10 protein-coding genes are annotated in these 18,602 nt (G+C 45.3%); all 10 read right to left on the minus strand.

The genetic code is table 11. The features are described from left to right. Nucleotide 1: 1 nt before the first annotated feature. Nucleotides 2–2,218: a beta-glucosidase family protein gene (locus tag AABK40_RS15700; RefSeq protein ID WP_338398076.1), complete on the minus strand. Its 2,217-nt coding sequence runs from the start codon at nt 2,216–2,218 to the stop codon at nt 2–4. 84 nt (nt 2,219–2,302) lie between these two features. Further along, entirely contained in the window at nt 2,303–4,264 is a 1,962-nt protein-coding gene (locus tag AABK40_RS15705) for a glycoside hydrolase family 97 protein (RefSeq protein WP_338398077.1), read from the minus strand. 39 nt (nt 4,265–4,303) lie between these two features. After that, on the minus strand, nt 4,304–5,059 hold the full coding sequence (locus AABK40_RS15710; RefSeq protein ID WP_338398078.1) for a DUF1961 family protein: 756 nt from the start codon (nt 5,057–5,059) through the stop codon (nt 4,304–4,306). 3 nt (nt 5,060–5,062) lie between these two features. Further along, nucleotides 5,063–6,142: an aldose epimerase family protein gene (locus AABK40_RS15715; RefSeq protein WP_338398079.1), complete on the minus strand. Its 1,080-nt coding sequence runs from the start codon at nt 6,140–6,142 to the stop codon at nt 5,063–5,065. A gap of 176 nt (nt 6,143–6,318) precedes the next feature. Continuing rightward, nucleotides 6,319–8,184 (minus strand): glycoside hydrolase family 2 protein, encoded by a 1,866-nt coding sequence (locus AABK40_RS15720; RefSeq protein WP_338398080.1) that lies wholly within the window; start codon nt 8,182–8,184, stop codon nt 6,319–6,321. 67 nt (nt 8,185–8,251) lie between these two features. Further along, nucleotides 8,252–10,903, minus strand: a complete 2,652-nt coding sequence (locus AABK40_RS15725) for a glycoside hydrolase family 3 protein (RefSeq protein WP_338398081.1) — start codon at nt 10,901–10,903, stop codon at nt 8,252–8,254. 20 nt (nt 10,904–10,923) lie between these two features. Next, nucleotides 10,924–12,327 carry a hypothetical protein gene (locus AABK40_RS15730; protein ID WP_338398082.1) on the minus strand — a complete coding sequence of 468 codons (1,404 nt, stop codon included), beginning with the start codon at nt 12,325–12,327 and terminating at the stop codon, nt 10,924–10,926. A gap of 425 nt (nt 12,328–12,752) precedes the next feature. Continuing rightward, nucleotides 12,753–14,795, minus strand: coding sequence for a right-handed parallel beta-helix repeat-containing protein (locus tag AABK40_RS15735; protein ID WP_338398083.1), 2,043 nt, complete (start codon nt 14,793–14,795; stop codon nt 12,753–12,755). Between the two features lie 77 nt (nt 14,796–14,872). Further along, complete coding sequence (locus AABK40_RS15740) at nt 14,873–16,651, minus strand: hypothetical protein (RefSeq protein ID WP_338398084.1); 1,779 nt, start codon at nt 16,649–16,651, stop codon at nt 14,873–14,875. An 85-nt stretch (nt 16,652–16,736) separates the two neighbouring features. Beyond that, nucleotides 16,737–18,572: a hypothetical protein gene (locus AABK40_RS15745; protein WP_338398085.1), complete on the minus strand. Its 1,836-nt coding sequence runs from the start codon at nt 18,570–18,572 to the stop codon at nt 16,737–16,739. Between the last annotated feature and the right edge of the window lie 30 nt (nt 18,573–18,602).

Consider the following 18,602-nt stretch of genomic DNA (forward strand, 5'->3'; position numbering starts at 1 on the left):
TTTATAGTGTGTTTTGATCAACAGATAAATAGAAGCGCACCGATTGGTCGCCTATTTTCAAAGTGTAGTAGCCGGATTCATAAACAGGTTTACCGTTGGCATCAGGATAATTCAAGTCATTCGCTTTGATTTTAATGCTGAAAGTCTGACTGCCATTGGCTTTGATCGTCTTTTTCTCAAAGTCAAAAAGCTGTTTTACCGGACGAGGATTTACCCCGATCTCATCAGTCAAAAACCACAAAACAGCCTCTTTCCCATCTCTCTCACTCGGGTTACTCACCGTTACCGAAGCCGTGATTTCCTGCCCAAGCGTCATCTGCTCACCGGAGATTTTGAGGTCGCTGTATTGGAAATCGCTGTAAGAAAGTCCATGACCGAAAGGATACAAAAACGGTGATTCACCAAGACGATCGATGGCCGCCTGTGTCGAATGTTTATAATAGTAAGGCATCACGGTGCCATCGTATTTTGGATAAGAGAAAGGCAGTTTTCCACTTGGATTCACACGACCGGAAATCACTCCCGAAAGGGCATCTCCACCGCCGTAGCCAGGCGAACACACGAACATAATTGCATCAGCCAATGGCTCCACATCTGTGATGATTTGTGGACGACTTTCCAACATCACCAAGACGGTCGGCTTATTGAAAGCGGAAAGATCTTCGATCAATCGCTGCTGTTTTTTGTCCATCGCCAAGGTCATTGTATTGCCCTTAAACTCGCTGTATGGCTGCTCACCTGCCGTTACGATAATGGCATCGGCTTTCTTGGCCGCCTTGTTCAATGCTTTGGTATCTTGCTCATCCACCAAGATGATATTGGCTTTAGGGAAATCCTTTTTCAAAGCGGTGAAAAGGGTATTCATTTCCGAAGGGTGCATGCTTTCGTCAGGTTGCCCCAACCATTCCATTGTCCAGGCGCCAGTCAATTGGTGTTTGGAATTGGCCGCAAAACCAGTCACCAATATGTTTTTGATCGACTGCTTCAGTGGCAAAACGTTTTCTTTATTTTTCAACAAAACAACCGTCTCTTCTGCCGCAGCAATCGCTACCGCTTTGTTGTCAGCCGTTCCGATCGTATTGATTTCTTTTTTATTAGGCAACGCATGTTCGAACAAGCCCAAATCTTCTTTCAAGTTCAAGATACGACGAACAGAAACATTGATTCGATCTTCCGTGATCTTGCCTTCGGCCAACAACTCCTTGGTTACATCAATGAACTCAAAATCACTGCAAGCCATATACATATCAATGCCTGCATTCAAACTCAACAATACAGCATCCTTCAAATTATCTGCCGCATGGTGCATTTTGATCAGCTTTTCGATATCGACAATATCGGTTACCACCACACCTTCGAAGCCCATTTGGTCACGCAAAAGGTCGGTAACAATTTCTTTGGACGCATGAACCGCCATGCCGTTCAATTCCCCACTGTTCAACATCACTGTCTTTACGCCTGCATCAAAACCCGCTTTGAAAGAAGGTAAATACTGTTCCCAAAGCGTCTGCATCGGGATTTCGGCCGGCGTACGATCCCACCCGTTATATGGATCAGAATAGCCCACAAAGTGTTTCGCACAAGCGGCCAAAGACATGCCCTCGCGCTTTTCTTCCAAACCTTCGATCGTGGCTACACCCATCTTTGAACACACCACAGGATCCTCTCCAAAGGTTTCATACAAGCGAGGCCAACGGCTGTTTTTCCCCAAATCGAGCACGGGAGCAAAGTTCCAGCTCAAGCCCAAAGCGGCTGTTTCTTCACGTGTAACAATCGCGCCCTGTTTCGCCAATTCGGTATTGAAAGAAGACGCTAAAGCGAGATTATGCGGAAATATCGTTCCTTCGTTCACATAGTTGGCACCATGCACGTGGTCAATTCCGAGGATCAACGGAATCCCCAAACGACTTTCATCAAGGGCTACTTGCTGAATTCCCCCAACAAAATCTACCCAGCGCTCGGCTTTATCACTACCACTCAAAAATGAGCCGACGTGGTATTTCAGAATAGCATCCCGAAACAAATCGACATTCAGGTCGAGGGTTTTGTTTCCGTCAAGGGTGATGGTACTCAGGCAGATTTGGGTCATTTGCCCAAGCTTCTCGTCGATGGTCATCTGCTCCATCAGCTGATTGACGCGGTCGCTATCGGTCTGTGCAAAAACATTGATTTTTGTCAAGGCCAGCACCAAGGCAAGGCTTAAAAATATCTTCTTCATATATATGGACTGATCAAAAAGTGGGGGACTAAAAATAACTATTCAGGTCAGACACATAGGTCTGACCCTACCCAAAACGGGATATTATTTCTTATGGAAAATCACGGCAAAACCACCGCCATTAACCATCTTGATGTTCAACTCATCAGCTTTGCTCACTGACTTTGTTTTCAGCAAATAATCGATGGCAGCCATTTCGGCATTTGGTCCGTCCGTCAAGATTTCCGCTTCGTATTGACCATCCTTCAGGAAGTCCAATGCAACGGCTGTTTCCATGCCTTCAGCGCCGGTCATTCCTGCCAAGAACCAATCGTTTCCGTGGCGACGAGCGATGATGATGTGCTCACCTACCTCTCCAGAAATTACTTTCGTTTCGTCCCACGTCGTTGGCATTTGAGCAATGAATGAAGTGAATTTTTGCTCACGCTCATAGTTGCTTGGGCTGTCGGCCATCATTTGCAAAGGCGCTTCGTAAACCACAAACATAGCCGCCTGATGGGCACGTGTTCCAATGGCCATTGGGCGGTCAAAACGGATCATATAGTTTTGTGCGTGGGCATTGTCCATCGCTCCAGGAGTATAATCCAAAGGACCAGCGAGCATACGTGTAAATGGCAAAGTAACGTTGTGTGTTGGCGTAACTTCATCACTCCACTTATTATTTTCTAAACCTTTTACCCCTTCGTAGTTCACGATGTTCGGGTAGGTTTTTTCCATCCCTGTTGGTTTGAAAGCACCGTGGTAATCTACCAACAAATGACGCTCAGCAGCCAATACCGCTACCTCTTCGTAGAAATTCACCATATCCTGATCTGCACGCTGCATGAAATCAATCTTGATTCCCTTAACACCCCATTTTTCATACAAATCCAAGGTACCGGCGATGTCCTCATTCAACGGTCCCCATAGCGCCCAAAGGATCAGTCCTACGCCACGCTCATTACCATATTTCACCAATTCTTCTACATTGATATCTTTGGCATATTCTTTAATATTGGTCGTTGACTTGGTCCATCCTTCATCCAAAATTACATAAGGGATATTGTTATTGGCCGCAAAATCGATATAATACTTGTACGTTTCATTGTTCAGCCCGGCTTTGAAATCTACCCCGTAAAGGTTATTGGCATTCCACCAGTCCCAGGCAACTTTTCCCGGCTTGATCCATGAGGTATCTTTGATTTTTGAAGGAGTAGAAAGTTTGTACACCAAGTTACCCTCGATCAAGTCGCCGGCTTCTTCAGCAATAGGAAATACACGCCAAGGGAAGGAACGCTTTCCTGCCGTTTTGGCGATATAGTCCGCTTCTTCAGTAATGATTTCGTTGCGGTCGCCAAGCTCCCCTTTTTCTGCCACGGTAGCTTTTACAACATGTGGGAATTTTGAAACAAGCTGTCCTTTACCATTGGATTCAAGGAACAGGTGTGGATAGTCGAATAAATCCGCTTCGGTAAGTCCTACGTGTAAATCTCCCGCTACAATGTTCAGCATGGGCAACGAACAGAAGGTTCCTGCCAAAATATTCTTCATGTTGAACACCTCATAGTAGCGCTCATAATGTGAGATCAGGCTTTCTTCCGTAGGGAAAAACACCTTTGGGTTTCCTGGTAAAGTAAAGTCAAAAACCTCATTGTTAATGATCACGCTTCCTTTTTTATCCAACACAAAACGGTAAGCTACACCGGCGTCATAGGCGCGAGCAATCAGCTGAATACCACTTTTGAATTTCACGGTCAGCTCATTGTAATGATTATCGACCGTTTCGAATTTTACGGGCACCACTGGGGTTTCCGAAAGTTGATGTTCCTTAATGCTGGAGTTGGCGATTTTCGCCCCTGCCCCAAGATATTTCCCATCTACCTGCAAATCAATTTTTGTAGGGTCGATAGCTGCACGCCCGAAAGCACGGACAGAAAATTTAAGCGTTTTGCCAGTGTGCAAGGTGAAACGCATTTTTTTGTTTGGGGAATTGACCATCAGGTCTTCCGCCATCAGGCTGTTGCAGGCCAATAGGCACGCTACAAAAAATAATACCTTCTTCATCATATCAATCAGTCTAAAATATTGCTCAAAAATTATCCGCCATTATTTCAGCGGATACACTGCTAAATCTTTGTATTCTGCAAAATGGGTATGATCCATTTGCCGGAGCCCGATCCAGCCCGGTTGGGTGATCGCTCGGCCTCCTACAGCACCATCGTCTTCGTACTGAAGCGTTTCCACGCCATCGACGAACAGGCTGATATTTTTTCCTTTTTTCAGCAATCCGATGCGGTGAAAGCGATCGGTGCTGTCAGTGGAGATCGGGTCGTTGCCTTGTGCCACTAAATGAAAACCATGATTTTTCCTCAGGTTGGCGCCCTGCCGTTTTCCACTCCAATAGGAGATATGATAATTGTTCAGGTCTCCGCTGTGATAGTCGGGGAAATAGCCCGCTCGCTTTTTAAGTTGCTTGTCAAATATTGAACTGCCATTGACGCCCCGTGCATTGAAGAACAAAATTGCCAGGCCTTCCTGCTTGTTTTCCGGACGGAAGCGATAAGTGAGGAAAAAGTCTGCGGGCATTTCCGGCTTCAGCCAGGCCACCATATGGTTACCCGACAGGGAGCTCGGATCTGGCCGTGATTCACTTTCCAGGCATAAGGCTTTGTTTTTAATTTCCATGGATTTCCCGCCTTCGAGTTCCCAGTTTTTCAGCTCCAGCCTGTTGGCAAAATTGGCCTGATAAATGGGCTCCTCCCAATTGACCATGTTCATGAGCTGTTCAGGGTAATTGGGCACTTTTGGGGAGCAGGAAACTAACAACAGAAAAGCGGCAATGCCGAGGGCAGATTTTATCATGATTTATTTGACCCTAAATTTGTAAATCGATTTTGAGGAGTAAACTTTCCCTGGCGTCAGGATAAAAGCCTTGAAGTTCGGTTGATTTACCGCATCAGGAAACTCCTGAGTTTCGAGGCAAAAGGCCGTTCTAAAATCATCCTTGGCACCACTGGCAAAAGTGTTTTTACTTTCCATGAAGTTGCCACTATAAAATTGCAGGCACCTTTCAGTGGAGAACACTTCCATCACAATGCCACTTTTATCGCCCATAACCTCAGCCATCTTGGTCAGTTTGCCCTTCTTTTTCTTTAAAAAAAAGTTATGGTCATAGCCCATTCCGTTGGTCAGTTGATCGTTTTTTTGCTCGATATCGCGACCGATGGTTTTAGCTTCAGTAAAATCGAAAGGGGTCCCTTTCACTTTGGCGTTCTTTCCAAGAGGAATCAGGCCAGCATCCACGGGCGTGTACTCCTTGGCAGGAATACGCAAGCGATGGTTTAAAATACTGCCGCTGCCTTCCCCATTCAGGTTGAAAAAAGCATGATTGGTCAGGTTACAAGGGGTCGCCTTATCGGCGGTAGCATGATAGGTAATTTCCAGTGCATTCTCCTCGGTAAGGGTGTAAGTAACTTTCACCTCCATGTTTCCCTGAAAACCTTCCGCACCATCAGGATGTGTAAGGTGCAGTTCAAGGGTAGATTCATTAACCTGAGTAGCCTCCCAGGTCAGGTTTTGAAAACCTTGCAAACCACCATGCAAACTGTTTTCTCCATTATTGATGGGTAACTGAAACTGCTGCCCATCGACGGTAAACTGTCCTTTGGCGATCCGATTGCCAACACGGCCTATCAGTGCACCGAAATAAGGCTCCGTGGAGCTTAAATATTGGGCCGCCTGATCGAAACCAACAACCACATTCGTCGGTACCCCCTGCGCATTGGGAACTTTCAGGTTCATGATTCGTCCGCCGAGGTTGGTAACGGTCATCTCCATCTGTTGGCTATTCCGTAGCGTAAAGGTTTTATACGGCGTAGGAATATCCGCAAATGCAGTAGCGAATATCAATAAAAAAGCGATAAATAATGTAGAAAATTTCAGCATGGTTGATTTGTATTATTGATGAAAAAAAATGGGGATTACTGCTATGTAGGGTCGCTGCGTGCAACGTCCGTACCGATAGGCACAAAAATATTCGATAAACCCATTTCAACATTAGTCCAAGCGAGACGCTTGAACTAATGAGGGCTGTAAGTAATCCCAGCCAATTTACAAATTACTTACTTTCCTAAAGCATTTGAATTGTCCTTCAACATTTTTTCAACTTCTTTCTTCGCTTCTTCTCTACTTTTACTGAAAATCTTATTCAACTTTTCCAAATCAAATTTCGACTCACGGTCATAAGAGAATAAACCATTTTGCTCTTGTTCCACATCCGTCAGCTGCGTGTAACAGAATCCCCAGATATTGTCAAGGGAAAGGATTACATTCACCTGATCTTCCAGACGCTTATAGAATTCTTCTTTGGTTTGCGGCGGCGTTCCGTATCCCCAGGAAGTGGCGCTTTTGGCTACGCCTTCGTTTTGTTGGTTGTGCAACCAGCGGATACCACCGAACTCATCCACCATATATGGCTGACCAGCATAATCGGCACTTTCCTCATGCTTGATATATACCCCGCGCTCCGATTTGCTCAGCTGATTGTACAACTCCATCGGGTCTTGCTTGTAAGTATGCTCGGCATAAACATCTTCTTTCTCAGCATGAATTCCACCACTTGCCGTAACGACAGGGCGTGTTGGGTCCAAAGCTTTGGTCAGGTCGTAAACATCATCCTGCATTCTCGACTGAATCTCCAGATTTTTTGGTCGCCAAGTTTCGTTGAATGGTGTCCAAGCTACAATCGCTGGCTCGTTGATATCACGCTCCACAATCGAAGTCCATTCCGACAAGAAATTTCTCACTGCCGCTTCGTTGCTGTTGTCCATTCCCCAGTTTGCGGACTCTCCCCAAACCAAATATCCGAGGCGTGCCGCCCAGTGCAAATAGCGTTGCTCAAATACTTTTTGGTGCATACGTGCGCCATTAAATCCAGCCAATTTCCCTCTTTGAATATCTGCTTTCAGTTCATCATCAGAAGGAGCAGTCCATCCACCATCAGGATAAAATCCTTGATCCAATACCAAACGCTGATAATACAGCTCATTGTTCAGGAAAACACGGTTGCCTTCAATATGTACCTTACGCATTCCCGCATAAGAGAACACATTATCAATTTGCTTGCCGTCGGCATCAAACAAGTCGAAATATACTTCATACAAGAATGGATTTTCAGGACTCCACGTTTTTGGGAAACGCAGAGGAATCACACAAAAACCAGCATCAGAAGCAGCAAATGTACCTTCGCCAACAATTCTTTTATCTTCACGCACACGGATACGCAACTTGGTACCTGCCTGCAAATTGCGGTAAGTCGGACGGAACACAAACTGCTTATTATCCAAATCAGGGATGATCTGTACTTTGTTCAAAGCATGACGGTAAACCGGCTCCATCCAAACCGTCTGCCAGATGCCTGTGGTACGAGAATAAAAACAACCGCGAGAGTCTTTATCATGGCACTGCTTTCCAGTAGCTTGAAGTTTAGAACGGGTATCGTCCTCTACATAAACCACCAAATCAGCTTCTTCACCCAAAGTAACAAAGTTGGAAATATCCATAGAGAAAGAGGTGGATCCTCCCCAGTGTTTACCTACCAACTGACCGTTGATGAATACCTGACAGTAATAATCTACGGCTCCAAAGTTCAACAACACATCTTGTCCTCTCCACGAAGCTTCCGGCTTGATTTTGCGGTGATACCACATCGCAGGAATGAAATCTTTGTACTCCACCCCTGAAAGTTTAGATTCTGGTGCGAATGGTACCGTAATTTCTTTATCAAAACCTTTAGCCGAAGCGTAATTTTTTGACAATCCCTCTTTATTAAAATCAAATTTATAGGTCCACTTTCCATTGAGGTTCATCCAAAGCTCGCGCTCGAATTGTGGACGCGGATACTCATGGCGCGGGTAATCAATACCTTGCGCATACGTGCTTGCTACCTGCAGCACGATTAACATTAGTATGGAAAAAAATCTTTTCATAAAAACAAAAAATATGGTCGTGCCCAATGCAGTATTGGGCACTTATTGATATCAGTTCAATTAATCTTTATTTTTCAATTTTTAACAACTTCCCAACAATGCGGGTGCTTGTTTGTACACTGCCAGAAGTTGCCCCCGTAGTAGAAGGTTGTCTTCCGCCCACATTAATGGTGAATGTTCCAGGCTCTACCACACGATCACCTTTTTTATTGATCATCGAGAATTGTTCGGGGGTCAGGGAGAATTTCACCACCTGGCTTGCGCCTTTTTTCAGATGGATTCTCTCGAATGCCGCCAACTGTCGGATAGGTCTGAGGGTCGAGGCCTTTTTGTCTGTTAAATAAAGCTGAACAACCTCGTCGCCATCCATCGCTCCTGTGTTGGTTACGGTAACTTCCACAGCTACTGTCGAACCGTTGGTGATTTTGTTGGCCACTTTCAGGTCAGAATACTCGAAATTGGTATAGCTCAGGCCAAAACCGAAATCATAAAGCGCATCGCCTTTGAAGTAGCGGTACGTTCTGCCTTGCATATCATAATTGGTAAAAGCAGGCAATTGATCCACCGACTTATAATAAGTAACCGGCAAACGTCCGGCAGGATTGTAATCGCCAAAAAGCACATCGGCAATGGCATTTCCTCCCTGCTGTCCAGGGTAACCCGCTTGCATGATCGCCGGCACATTTTCCTGCGCCCAGTTAATGGCCACCGCACTACCGGTCATCAGTACCAAAACGGTAGGTTTGCCCGTTGCCTGTACCGCTTTCAGCAATTCCTGCTGTTGTTGAGGCAATTTCAGGTGCGTACGGTCGCCCTCTTCAAAACCTTCAAGGCCTTTAGGCATGTTACTGCCTTCTTCCCCTTCGAGGCGTTGCGACAAGCCCAATACCACCACGGCAACATCCGAAGATTCTGCCAACGCTACGGCCTGCTCGAGTTGCTGATCGTTTGGCATTGACCATAACATTTTAGCATCGCCATCACCAGTGTGATTAGAATAGAAATAGGTTACTTTATATCTTTTTCCCGCCTGCAGGTGAACTTTTTCTTCCAGATATGAAGCGTGGTGAGGGTTTCCTGCCTTGAAAATCTCTTCGCCATCAAGCTCCAAAATCACCTTTGGCATTGACCACACGCCAATACGGTAATCGCCCGTGGTAGGTGGCACCAAATAGCCCGTCCATTTTACAGAATAGTTGTCATCTTCCATTTTGGAAGAAGGAGGATTTTGCTCCCAATAAAAATCGATATTATCGTCTTTACGAGTGTACAAAGGCGCTCCCGACCAATCTCTGTTATTAAAATACTCGCCTGTAATTCCTTGCTGACCGTCTTCGGTTTGGAAATAGGCCGAAGGAATAACAGTCAGGTTCGAAATCCCTTCAGCAAGGTGACTTCCTTCCGCATAAGCGACCTCTACATCGTGGCCTACTTTATTTTTTATACCTTCTAAAACGGTGATCGGATTTTTTGGCAACCCGTGGTAATTCCCTACCAGTGCTTCCCAGTTATCGGCATTCGGGCCAATGACTGCAATTTTCTTCAGATTCTTTTTCAGCGGTAAAGTCTGCGCCTGATTTTTCAGCAAAATAATACTTTCCTGTGCGGCTTTTCTCGACAATCCGTTGTGCTCATCAGAACAATTTACGCTGTAAGGAATGCGGCCATAGGCATAGCTGTCGGCCTCATCGAACATCCCCATTTTGAAACGTGCCAAGAAGATACGCTTTACAGAAATATTAATATCTTCCTCGTTTAACAAACCACGCTCGATGGCTTCATCCAAATGCGCATAAGCACTACCACAATTCAGGTTGGTGCCATTACGCACTGCGATTGCTGACGCCTCTGCGGCATCTTTGGCTGTTGGTTGATGGGTATAGAAATCACGCACTGCCCAACAATCAGAGACGATATAACCATCAAATCCCCAGTCGTCACGCAAAATACTGTGCAGGTAAGGGTTGGCGCAACAAGGCTTTCCGCGGAACAGGTTATAGGCTCCCATTACAGAATACACCTTGGCATCTTTCACCAACGTTTTGAAAGCGGGCAAATAGGTTTCGTACAAATCACGATCAGAAACGTTGGCATCAAACTCATGACGCAATTTTTCTGGACCTGAATGCACGGCATAGTGCTTGGCAGTCGCCACCAACTTCAGGTATTTGTCATCGTCGCCCTGAAGGCCCGTAACATACTGATAGCCCAGGCGGCTGGTCAGGTATGGATCTTCCCCGTAAGTCTCATGACCACGGCCCCAGCGAGGGTCGCGGAAAATATTCACATTCGGTGACCACATGTTCAAGCCCTGATAAATGCCACGCTGATTTCCACGTACAAACTCGTGGTGTTTTGCGCGTGCCTCATCAGAAATTGCCGTTGCCACTTCCTTCACCAACGCTTCATTCCATGCTGCTGCCACCGTAATTGACTGCGGAAAAACGGTCGCATAACCTGCACGGGCTACCCCATGCAAAGACTCATTCCACCAGTTATATTCAGGAACTTTCAGCCTTGAGATGGCTGGAGAGGTATAAATCATCTGACTTGTTTTCTCTTTCAAAGTCATCTGATTTACCAAAATATCTACTCGCTCCTCCATCGGGAGGTTCATGTCCAAAAATGACCAATTTACCTCTCCATTCACTTCTTGCGCCTGCGAGGCCAAAGGAAGGGCAAAGAAAAATGCCAATATGTAAAAAATGTTCGTCTTCATCTAAATTGTATTATGTAGTGTTATGTCGATGCTTTTTTATTGGGGAAATGATAGCCTTTGGCCCCTTTGAACGTCTTGCTATTAAACTGATCGGTCAGTTCGTACCACTTTTGCAAAGCGGGGTCATTGAACTTTGGGTCCTCCCCTTCGGTGCCATTGCTGAATGTTACATTGGACTCGTCCATGATCACCTTCCCTCCGAAACGCTCCACGGTGAGCGGTCTGTCGGAACGGTCATTGGCAATAATGCAATCCTTCAGGACCACTGTTCCACCTTCGGCGCCAATTTCCTCATGCTGACTGTTGAACAGGGTGCAATTGTAAAGTTCCAGTCGGGCTTCTTTGCCTGCCCATACGGCGTAGCTGTCGCCCACCCCACCAAAAAGTGTTGGGTAGATGCTCAAGCAATTGTATAATTTAGCGGCTTCAAAAGCCCAGAATCGGTAACTTCTTTTATTGTTAATGGCTTTGCAGTTTTTGAGCACAGGGTTGGGCGACTTATCATCCCATCCGCCATCAGTATTATTGTAAGCCACACAATTGATGTACTGAATATCCCTGGCGTGGCGTTCCGCCGTAAAGCCATCTGCATTCCAATAACCTTTCAGTGCTTTGCTTTTGGTTTTATGGAAATTATTCCCTCCACTGACATTGATAAACTGAATGTCACGGTCGATGATTTTTTCCGACTGGCGATTGTCCGACACCTGATAACTCATCGGAAAGTTGCCCTCATACCAGTAAGCCTCTCCGCCCTGATCGGCATCGCAATCCCTGATCACCACCTTATTGTTACCCCCTTTAATGCGAATTCCACGCTTGGAATAGTGGGTAAACTGGCAGTCTGTAATTTGTACATTTTTTGTTCCCGCCAAAGGCGCTTGCGTTGTTGCGCCTCCGAGCAATAAAATACCGTCATTCATATGATCCACCAAAAGGTGATTCATCTGAATATTTTCATGCTGACCAGTGGTTTCCACTCCATAATAAAAGTGCTTGATATTTAACTGTGCAATGACCCAGTTACTGACCCCTTTTGCCACTTTAATCGCGCTTGTACGCTGCTGATCCGTCCATTGCCAGGGTCCCTTGAAAATGACCATATTTTTTCCGCCGTGAGCTTCGCCCATCAGCACTTTGGGCGCCGTGGCTGTACCACCACTGTTCAGGATAATCCCTTCAGGGATTTCATAAATTCCTGCCCCTAAAAAAAGGGTATCACCTGCCTGCAAGTCCTGCCAAAGCGTACTGAAAACCTGTTGGTCGGTCAGGGCAATCGCATTTTTCGCATCTGCTCCCGACTGATCTCCTGCACCTAACGGACTAACATAAATATTGTGATCACTATCTGATTTTTCTGTATAATTACTACAGCTAATCAGTAATGTGCATACAAATAAACAACTAAAAAAATTCTTCACCATCTTCAAAATAGTATCGAGAAACCTTCATCACCTGATGACCTCACTACTGTAATCCCTTAAAAGACAAAAACCCTATATGCTGATGGGAAAAATAGCGGGTATTTTGTAAAACAAGGCGCCCCCTGCTGATCGCAACTCCGAATTTACCAAAGAAGCGCCCCTGCCCTAACCGCCAAAAAAACGCTGAAGCAGGTTGGCTTTTAATTTCAAATGGGTACTGAAGACATGTCCCACCAAAGAAAAAAGCACAAAGGTTATGGCACCGCTATTGTTACGTCTTTCCCCTTTGCCGTCGTCCATCGCAGCAACCTTATCTTCTGATGATTTTTAAGGAATGAATAAAAAAATTTAGGGCATAGAAAAAGGCCTGAAGTTTCCCTCCAGGCCTTTTATATTTCATTCGGACTTTATACTTTATCTACAAATTAGTTTTGGCGAAAGCCTTTTGTTGGGTACACTTGAGAGTTGAAAGCATCTCCTTGACCGTTCCATTCTGCATCATCATTATTGAAATTAGGCACTGCATCTGAACCATCTTCTGCATTATTCGCATTAGACAAGATCGTGCCATCGAAAATGAATTCAGCATCCTGCTTCGTATCGGTCATCACGCGGCTACCGATATTTTTTGCAATGATACAATCAGTCATTGTTACCGTTGATTGCTGCTCAATACGCGCCTCAGAACCCCAGTAATCACCTGAATTATACAATGTACAATTGGTCATGTTTACAATGATCGGCTGCGCACCACGTCCTTGGCCCACACGAACACCATACAACTGCCCTTCGCCACGGTGATTTTTGGCATACAAAGAGGCACAATTCACCATGTTTGTCGTTCCATAACCCTTGATCGAGAAGTTCTCTCTATTTCTTATGGAAACAATATTCTCCAATGAAGCGCCAGCAGCAGCAATATTTAACCCCTGGCCCGTATTGTCAGAAAGAATTGCCCCAGTAATGGATACATTAGCACAATTTTCATCGATATCAATACCATGACCATTCCAATCGCCACTACGCTCATGGTGGTTATGCGTACTTGTGATCTCAGTCATTACTACATTTGAGCAGTTCACAAACTTCAAACCTTCTTGACTATCATCTTCCAAATCAAATGCTGCTTTTGAACCCGTAACAGACACCCTGTCAAGGTTAATATCAGAAGCATCTTCGATACGGATACCGTTTTTCCCATGGCTCACTACTGTTATTTCGTCCATCGATAAACCTGTAACATCTGTTAAGAAAATAGCCTGGAAGACCTCCTCGAAATGCAAACCTCTTAAGGTCGTATTCATGTACTTACTTCCTTCATCGCCCATTTTTATTGCACGGTAGTACTTTTTAATGTTCAGGAAGGAAATTGTTACATCACTTGCTTCTAACTGAATGAAAACATCTTCACTTTCACCGCCAAAAGAACGAGGACCCACAAAAACAGGGAATCCATCGCCATTATCCACCCCTACGATGTTCTTGTTACCTTCAAGGATCTCCAAATGCTGTACCACATCGTAGTTTCCACCACCGATATACAATGTAAATCCTGCAGGCAGCATGTCGTAAGCTTCTTGCAGTCCATTCTCTTTGTTGGCAGCCAAGGCATTATCAAAATCTTCACCGTTCATCAGTCCAGCACCATCAGCCGTAACATAAAGATCGCTGTCCATTTTTTCTACCCAGTGCTTGAATTCCATTTCGTAAGCGTCATTTCCGTTGGTGAAATCTACGCTTAATGTTCCGTCTTCGGCTTCAATGATGTTCATCTCCTCGATCGTTCCACCGACAATGATGGTGCTATGGCTATCGCCGTCGAATTCCCATTTATCGGCCATCAGACCGTTGAAATCATCGCCTTCGACAGTGATTGTACCACCCAGACTGTTCTCATCAGCCGTGAAAGTGAATACCAAATCTTTCAGTGCCATATCGCCATCAACGATTCTGTTCACCTGCCATTTGTGGGCAATGTTGGTCGCCACTTCAATTTGCTCTTCTGTTGCTTCGTCTTCGTCAGGTGTTTCCTCACCACCTTCATGGTTCATCACCAAAGTGGTTTCTTTGCCACCATATTCGAAAGTAAGTGTTAAGCTTTCCTCGGCGATTTCCGAGATTTTCGCAGTACTGAAATCCCCTTTCAACAATAGATCCACGGCACTTTCTTTGTCGAACAACCAGCTGTCGCCAAAGATCCCTTCTTCCATGTTTTCCGCTTTCAGTGCGCCGCCTTTATTGTGGGCTTCGGCTTCGAAAGTCAGCTTTAGGTCTTTGAAAACTTCCTCGTTTGCAGAGGCAGACTCCGTAAACCAAGGACTACTTTTAAGAATAGTCGCGTTGGCGATCTGTGTTTTGGTTGCTGGTAAGTGCGCATCGATATCTCCGATGTCGAGTTGATCTTTGGTACAAGAGAACAGCCCGAATGCAAAAAGGCTGAACGTTAGTATTTTGAAAAAATTTGTCATAGTAATTGAAAAAAAATCAGGGTGGAGAATGCTGAGCACCCTCCACACCTTTGTATTGATATTGGTTTTATTTCTTTTTAGGAGCGGGTCGAAGAGAAGCCTTTATCAGCATACTCCTGACTGTCGAAGTTATCGCCCATACCGTCCCAGTCTTGTGTTGGGTTTTTCAGGTTAGGGTCGTTACCATCATCCTCAGGGTCTGCATTTTGTGCAGTATTATGGCGAATGGTGTTGTCCCAATTAATCGCCGCACCTTCTGCTTCTTTACCTTCCAAGTTCCAAAGCACATCTTCGTAAAGGCTGTTGCTGACGATACAGTTGGTCAGGGTCGTAGCCCCTCTTGAAACCACTTCAAAAGTAGATGACTGATAAATCGTTGAGTTCTGAACCGTCACCTTTGAACCTACTTCTGTCCAGAAGTTGTTGGTATTGGCACGGTTGTCATCTCCACCATGTCGGTAAGAGAAAGCCGCCAGACAGTTGTCTACCGTAGCGCCTGTTGTTGACCAGAAACGGAAGTTTTGTGTATTGGCAATCGAGATACAGTTGGTCAGTACTGGTGCTGGAGAGCGATCCCCGAAACCTGTACCGGTAGAATTTTTCGCAAAACAGTTGGTATAAGTGATCTTGCGGGCATTGGTACCAGCGTTAAACACATAACCGTTCCACCATCCACCAGAGTTGGCATGGTAAATATTTTCTCCACGAACATTGATGAAGTTGATCTCACTGTCATTGACCTCATCGTCGTTGTCGTTACCCACGCTGAAAGCAATTGGGAAATTCTCACGACCAGCTTGGAAGAAAGCTTCACCGCCCTGATCAGCGTAGCTGTTCGATACGGTAACTTTATAAGTACCACCGAAGATTTTCACGGCTGACTCTACAAAGTGCTTCACCGTTACGCCTTCAATCGCTACATCATGGGTCCCTTGCTCAGCATTTGAAGCGGTTGCTCCACCACGAATCGACAAACCATAGAAACAGTTATCTACCGTTACATTGTTGATTTCGATGGTTTCATGACGACCACGGGTCTCGATACCATTTGCGTAGTTCTTGATGATGATGTTTTTCACCGCCCAGAAGCTGGCGTTTGTACTCGCACGGATGAATGAAACGCTGTTGTCCCCTTCTTGCCATACGCCTTCGAACACTGGCAATCCAGCACCTTTATCAACACCCTCAATGATCTTCATGCCCGTTGCAGAAGCACCACTGTTGTTGATGTTCAAAGTTTGAGGTACATCGTAAAGACCGCCTTCGATCATCATCGTTCCGGTTTCGCCCAACAATGCCCAAGCCGCATTCAAGCCACCTTCACGGTTACCTTCAATCGCATTTTCCCAGCTTGAACCATCTTGCTCACCGGCGCCTGATGCCGTTACATAAACTTTGTCTTTATCTCCCTGCCCAGCTTCAGCATCTTTCACCAAATGCAAAACATAAGCGTCTTCATCGGCAGTGAAAGACATGGTCATGTCCTCAGAAGCCAAATGATCGATCGTCGCCACGCGAACGGTACCGCCCACATCAATGGTTTCGTATTTTCCGTCTTCAAAGAACCAGTAGTCAGAGAACAAAATGTTGCCACCTGTTACGCCTTCGACTACAAAGTCCCCTTCTTTATTGTTTTCTCTTTTATTGATGGTCAGCGTCATTTGGTCGAAAAGCTCTCCTCCCTCTGCACTTTCCACGGTCCATTCACCGACCAGGGCATTGGCAAAAGCTTTTTGCTCCGCAGTTGCTGGTGCCTGATAAGGACCGTATTGATCTTCCTCCTTACAACAAGAGGAGAACGCCATCGCTGCCATTACGAACAGCCATAGTTTTGATGATATATTAAAAAAGTTCATCCTTGTATTCTTTTGAATGATACACCGTTAATTTCTGTAAGGAAGAAGGCAGAAAGCCCACCTTCTTCGCTCTCAAAAAATATTTTTAAAATTGGATATCCTGACCTGTACGGCTTGAAGAGTATCCTTTATCTGGGTATTGCTGACTGTCGAAAGCGCTGTTACCACCCGTCCAATCTTCTGAAGGATTGTTAAACTTTGGATCCGCATCTGTCTGGTGACCGTCCGAACCGTTCGGGTTGAACTTGATCGTGGTATCCCAAACAACAACACCTGAGTTTCCTTCGTTGGTATGCAATTTTTCGCTGTTATCGCTGGCGATGATACAGTCATTCAAAGTGATCGTTCCCATATGAGAAAGAATCTCGAACTGATCAGAATGATAGAAAGTCGATTTGAAGAAGGTAACCATGGTTTTGTCAGAACCGAATGATCCTGCACCAACAATACTACCCTTCACGCCTGATTCTACATGCTTAGGCGCCAAACTTACTGAGTTGTAAATCTCTGCTCCCATCACTTCACCATTCACTTCACGGCCTTCAGACCAGAAACGGTAGTTACGCTTGTTGTGCGCAGAAATACAGTCGATCAATAGTGGGTTTTGTGATTTATCATCCCATCCGCCATCTGTGTTAGCATAAGCATAACATCCTACATATTTCAGGTTGTAAGCATTGCGTTCAGAAACGAATGAATCAGCATTTGAATACACATCATGCTCGTGATAGTTATTTCCAGCCTTCACATTAATGTATGTGATGTCGTGGTCATAAATACCATCTGCATTACCATCGGCCACATGGAAACTTGATCCCCAGTTGCCTGTTCTCCAGAAAGCTTTACCGCCCTGGTCTGCTGTACAATCCTTGATCGTAACATTGTAGTTACCACCATTGATGCGGATACCACGCTTGGTATAATGGGTGAAATGACAGTTCTCAACGATCAAATCGTGTGTTCCCACTTCCGGGTTGGCGGTTGTTGCGTTACCTCTCATCAGGATTCCGCTGTCCATCATATCAATTTCAATATTGTTCAATCTTCCACCTACGTGGCGACCGTTCAAATCAATACCGAAGCGGTAATTTTTGATTTTGATATTCGATATTTTCCAGAAGTTCTGGCTCACCATCACTTTCAAGAAAGTGGCTGACTGTGGCTGGTTGTCAGCATCCCATCCGCCAACAAATACCGGCATGTTATTTTCATCACCAATGATTTCCAACATATCATCTGCTGAAGTACCACCGATTTTCAACTCGAAGTGTTGCTCTACATCGTAAGTACCACCACCGATATGCATCTTGCGACCCTCTTTACTCAAAAGTTCAATCGCATCGTTCAGACCGTTGGCTTTGTTACCTGCTACGGCATTTTCCCAGCTTTCACCCGTCTGCTCACCGGCACCGTCAGGGGTAACGAATACTTCCAGCAATTCTGGCTTTTCTTCGCCATTGTCGCCGTCTTCGTTTTCAGAATCATCTTTAATAAACGACAGGTCATAAGTTTGTCCGTGGGCAAATTTCACCTCCAGGTTGGTTGGTGTAACATCAATGATGTCCATATACCCTACCTGTCCGCCAACATAAATTTGTTCTTCAGTTTCCTGATCAAACAACCATACAGGGCCGAAGATTTCCTCTTCGAGTCCTTTAGAAGAAATCAATCCTCCTTTATGATCATCATTGGTGGTGAAGTTCAACTCCAGCTCGCGCATATCATCTGTTGGCGCAGTGGCCGGATCAAGCGTCCAGTGGCCTGCCAGGCGGCGGGCTACCTGTACCTGTTCTTCGGTGGCATCCCCCTCACGTTCACGGATACCGATTTCGTCCTCTACTTTACAACAGGCAAAAAGTGCTGTTGCCAAGCCCCCGAATAGCATCAGGGTCTTAAAAAAAGTATTTATATTTTTTTTCATAGGAATAAATATTAAAAAATAACCCGGCAG

The sequence above is a fragment of the Persicobacter psychrovividus genome (assembly GCF_036492425.1).
Lineage (GTDB): Bacteria > Bacteroidota > Bacteroidia > Cytophagales > Cyclobacteriaceae > Persicobacter > Persicobacter psychrovividus.

Bases quoted from the DNA above. Each gene is read 5' to 3' on its own strand.
- AABK40_RS15735 (WP_338398083.1), bottom strand. From the start codon at position 14,795: ATGACAAATTTTTTCAAAATACTAACGTTCAGCCTTTTTGCATTCGGG.
- AABK40_RS15740 (WP_338398084.1), bottom strand. From the start codon at position 16,651: ATGAACTTTTTTAATATATCATCAAAACTATGGCTGTTCGTAATGGCA.
- AABK40_RS15730 (WP_338398082.1), bottom strand. From the start codon at position 12,327: ATGGTGAAGAATTTTTTTAGTTGTTTATTTGTATGCACATTACTGATT.
- AABK40_RS15700 (WP_338398076.1), bottom strand. From the start codon at position 2,218: ATGAAGAAGATATTTTTAAGCCTTGCCTTGGTGCTGGCCTTGACAAAA.
- AABK40_RS15705 (WP_338398077.1), bottom strand. From the start codon at position 4,264: ATGATGAAGAAGGTATTATTTTTTGTAGCGTGCCTATTGGCCTGCAAC.
- AABK40_RS15715 (WP_338398079.1), bottom strand. From the start codon at position 6,142: ATGCTGAAATTTTCTACATTATTTATCGCTTTTTTATTGATATTCGCT.
- AABK40_RS15725 (WP_338398081.1), bottom strand. From the start codon at position 10,903: ATGAAGACGAACATTTTTTACATATTGGCATTTTTCTTTGCCCTTCCT.
- AABK40_RS15710 (WP_338398078.1), bottom strand. From the start codon at position 5,059: ATGATAAAATCTGCCCTCGGCATTGCCGCTTTTCTGTTGTTAGTTTCC.
- AABK40_RS15745 (WP_338398085.1), bottom strand. From the start codon at position 18,572: ATGAAAAAAAATATAAATACTTTTTTTAAGACCCTGATGCTATTCGGG.
- AABK40_RS15720 (WP_338398080.1), bottom strand. From the start codon at position 8,184: ATGAAAAGATTTTTTTCCATACTAATGTTAATCGTGCTGCAGGTAGCA.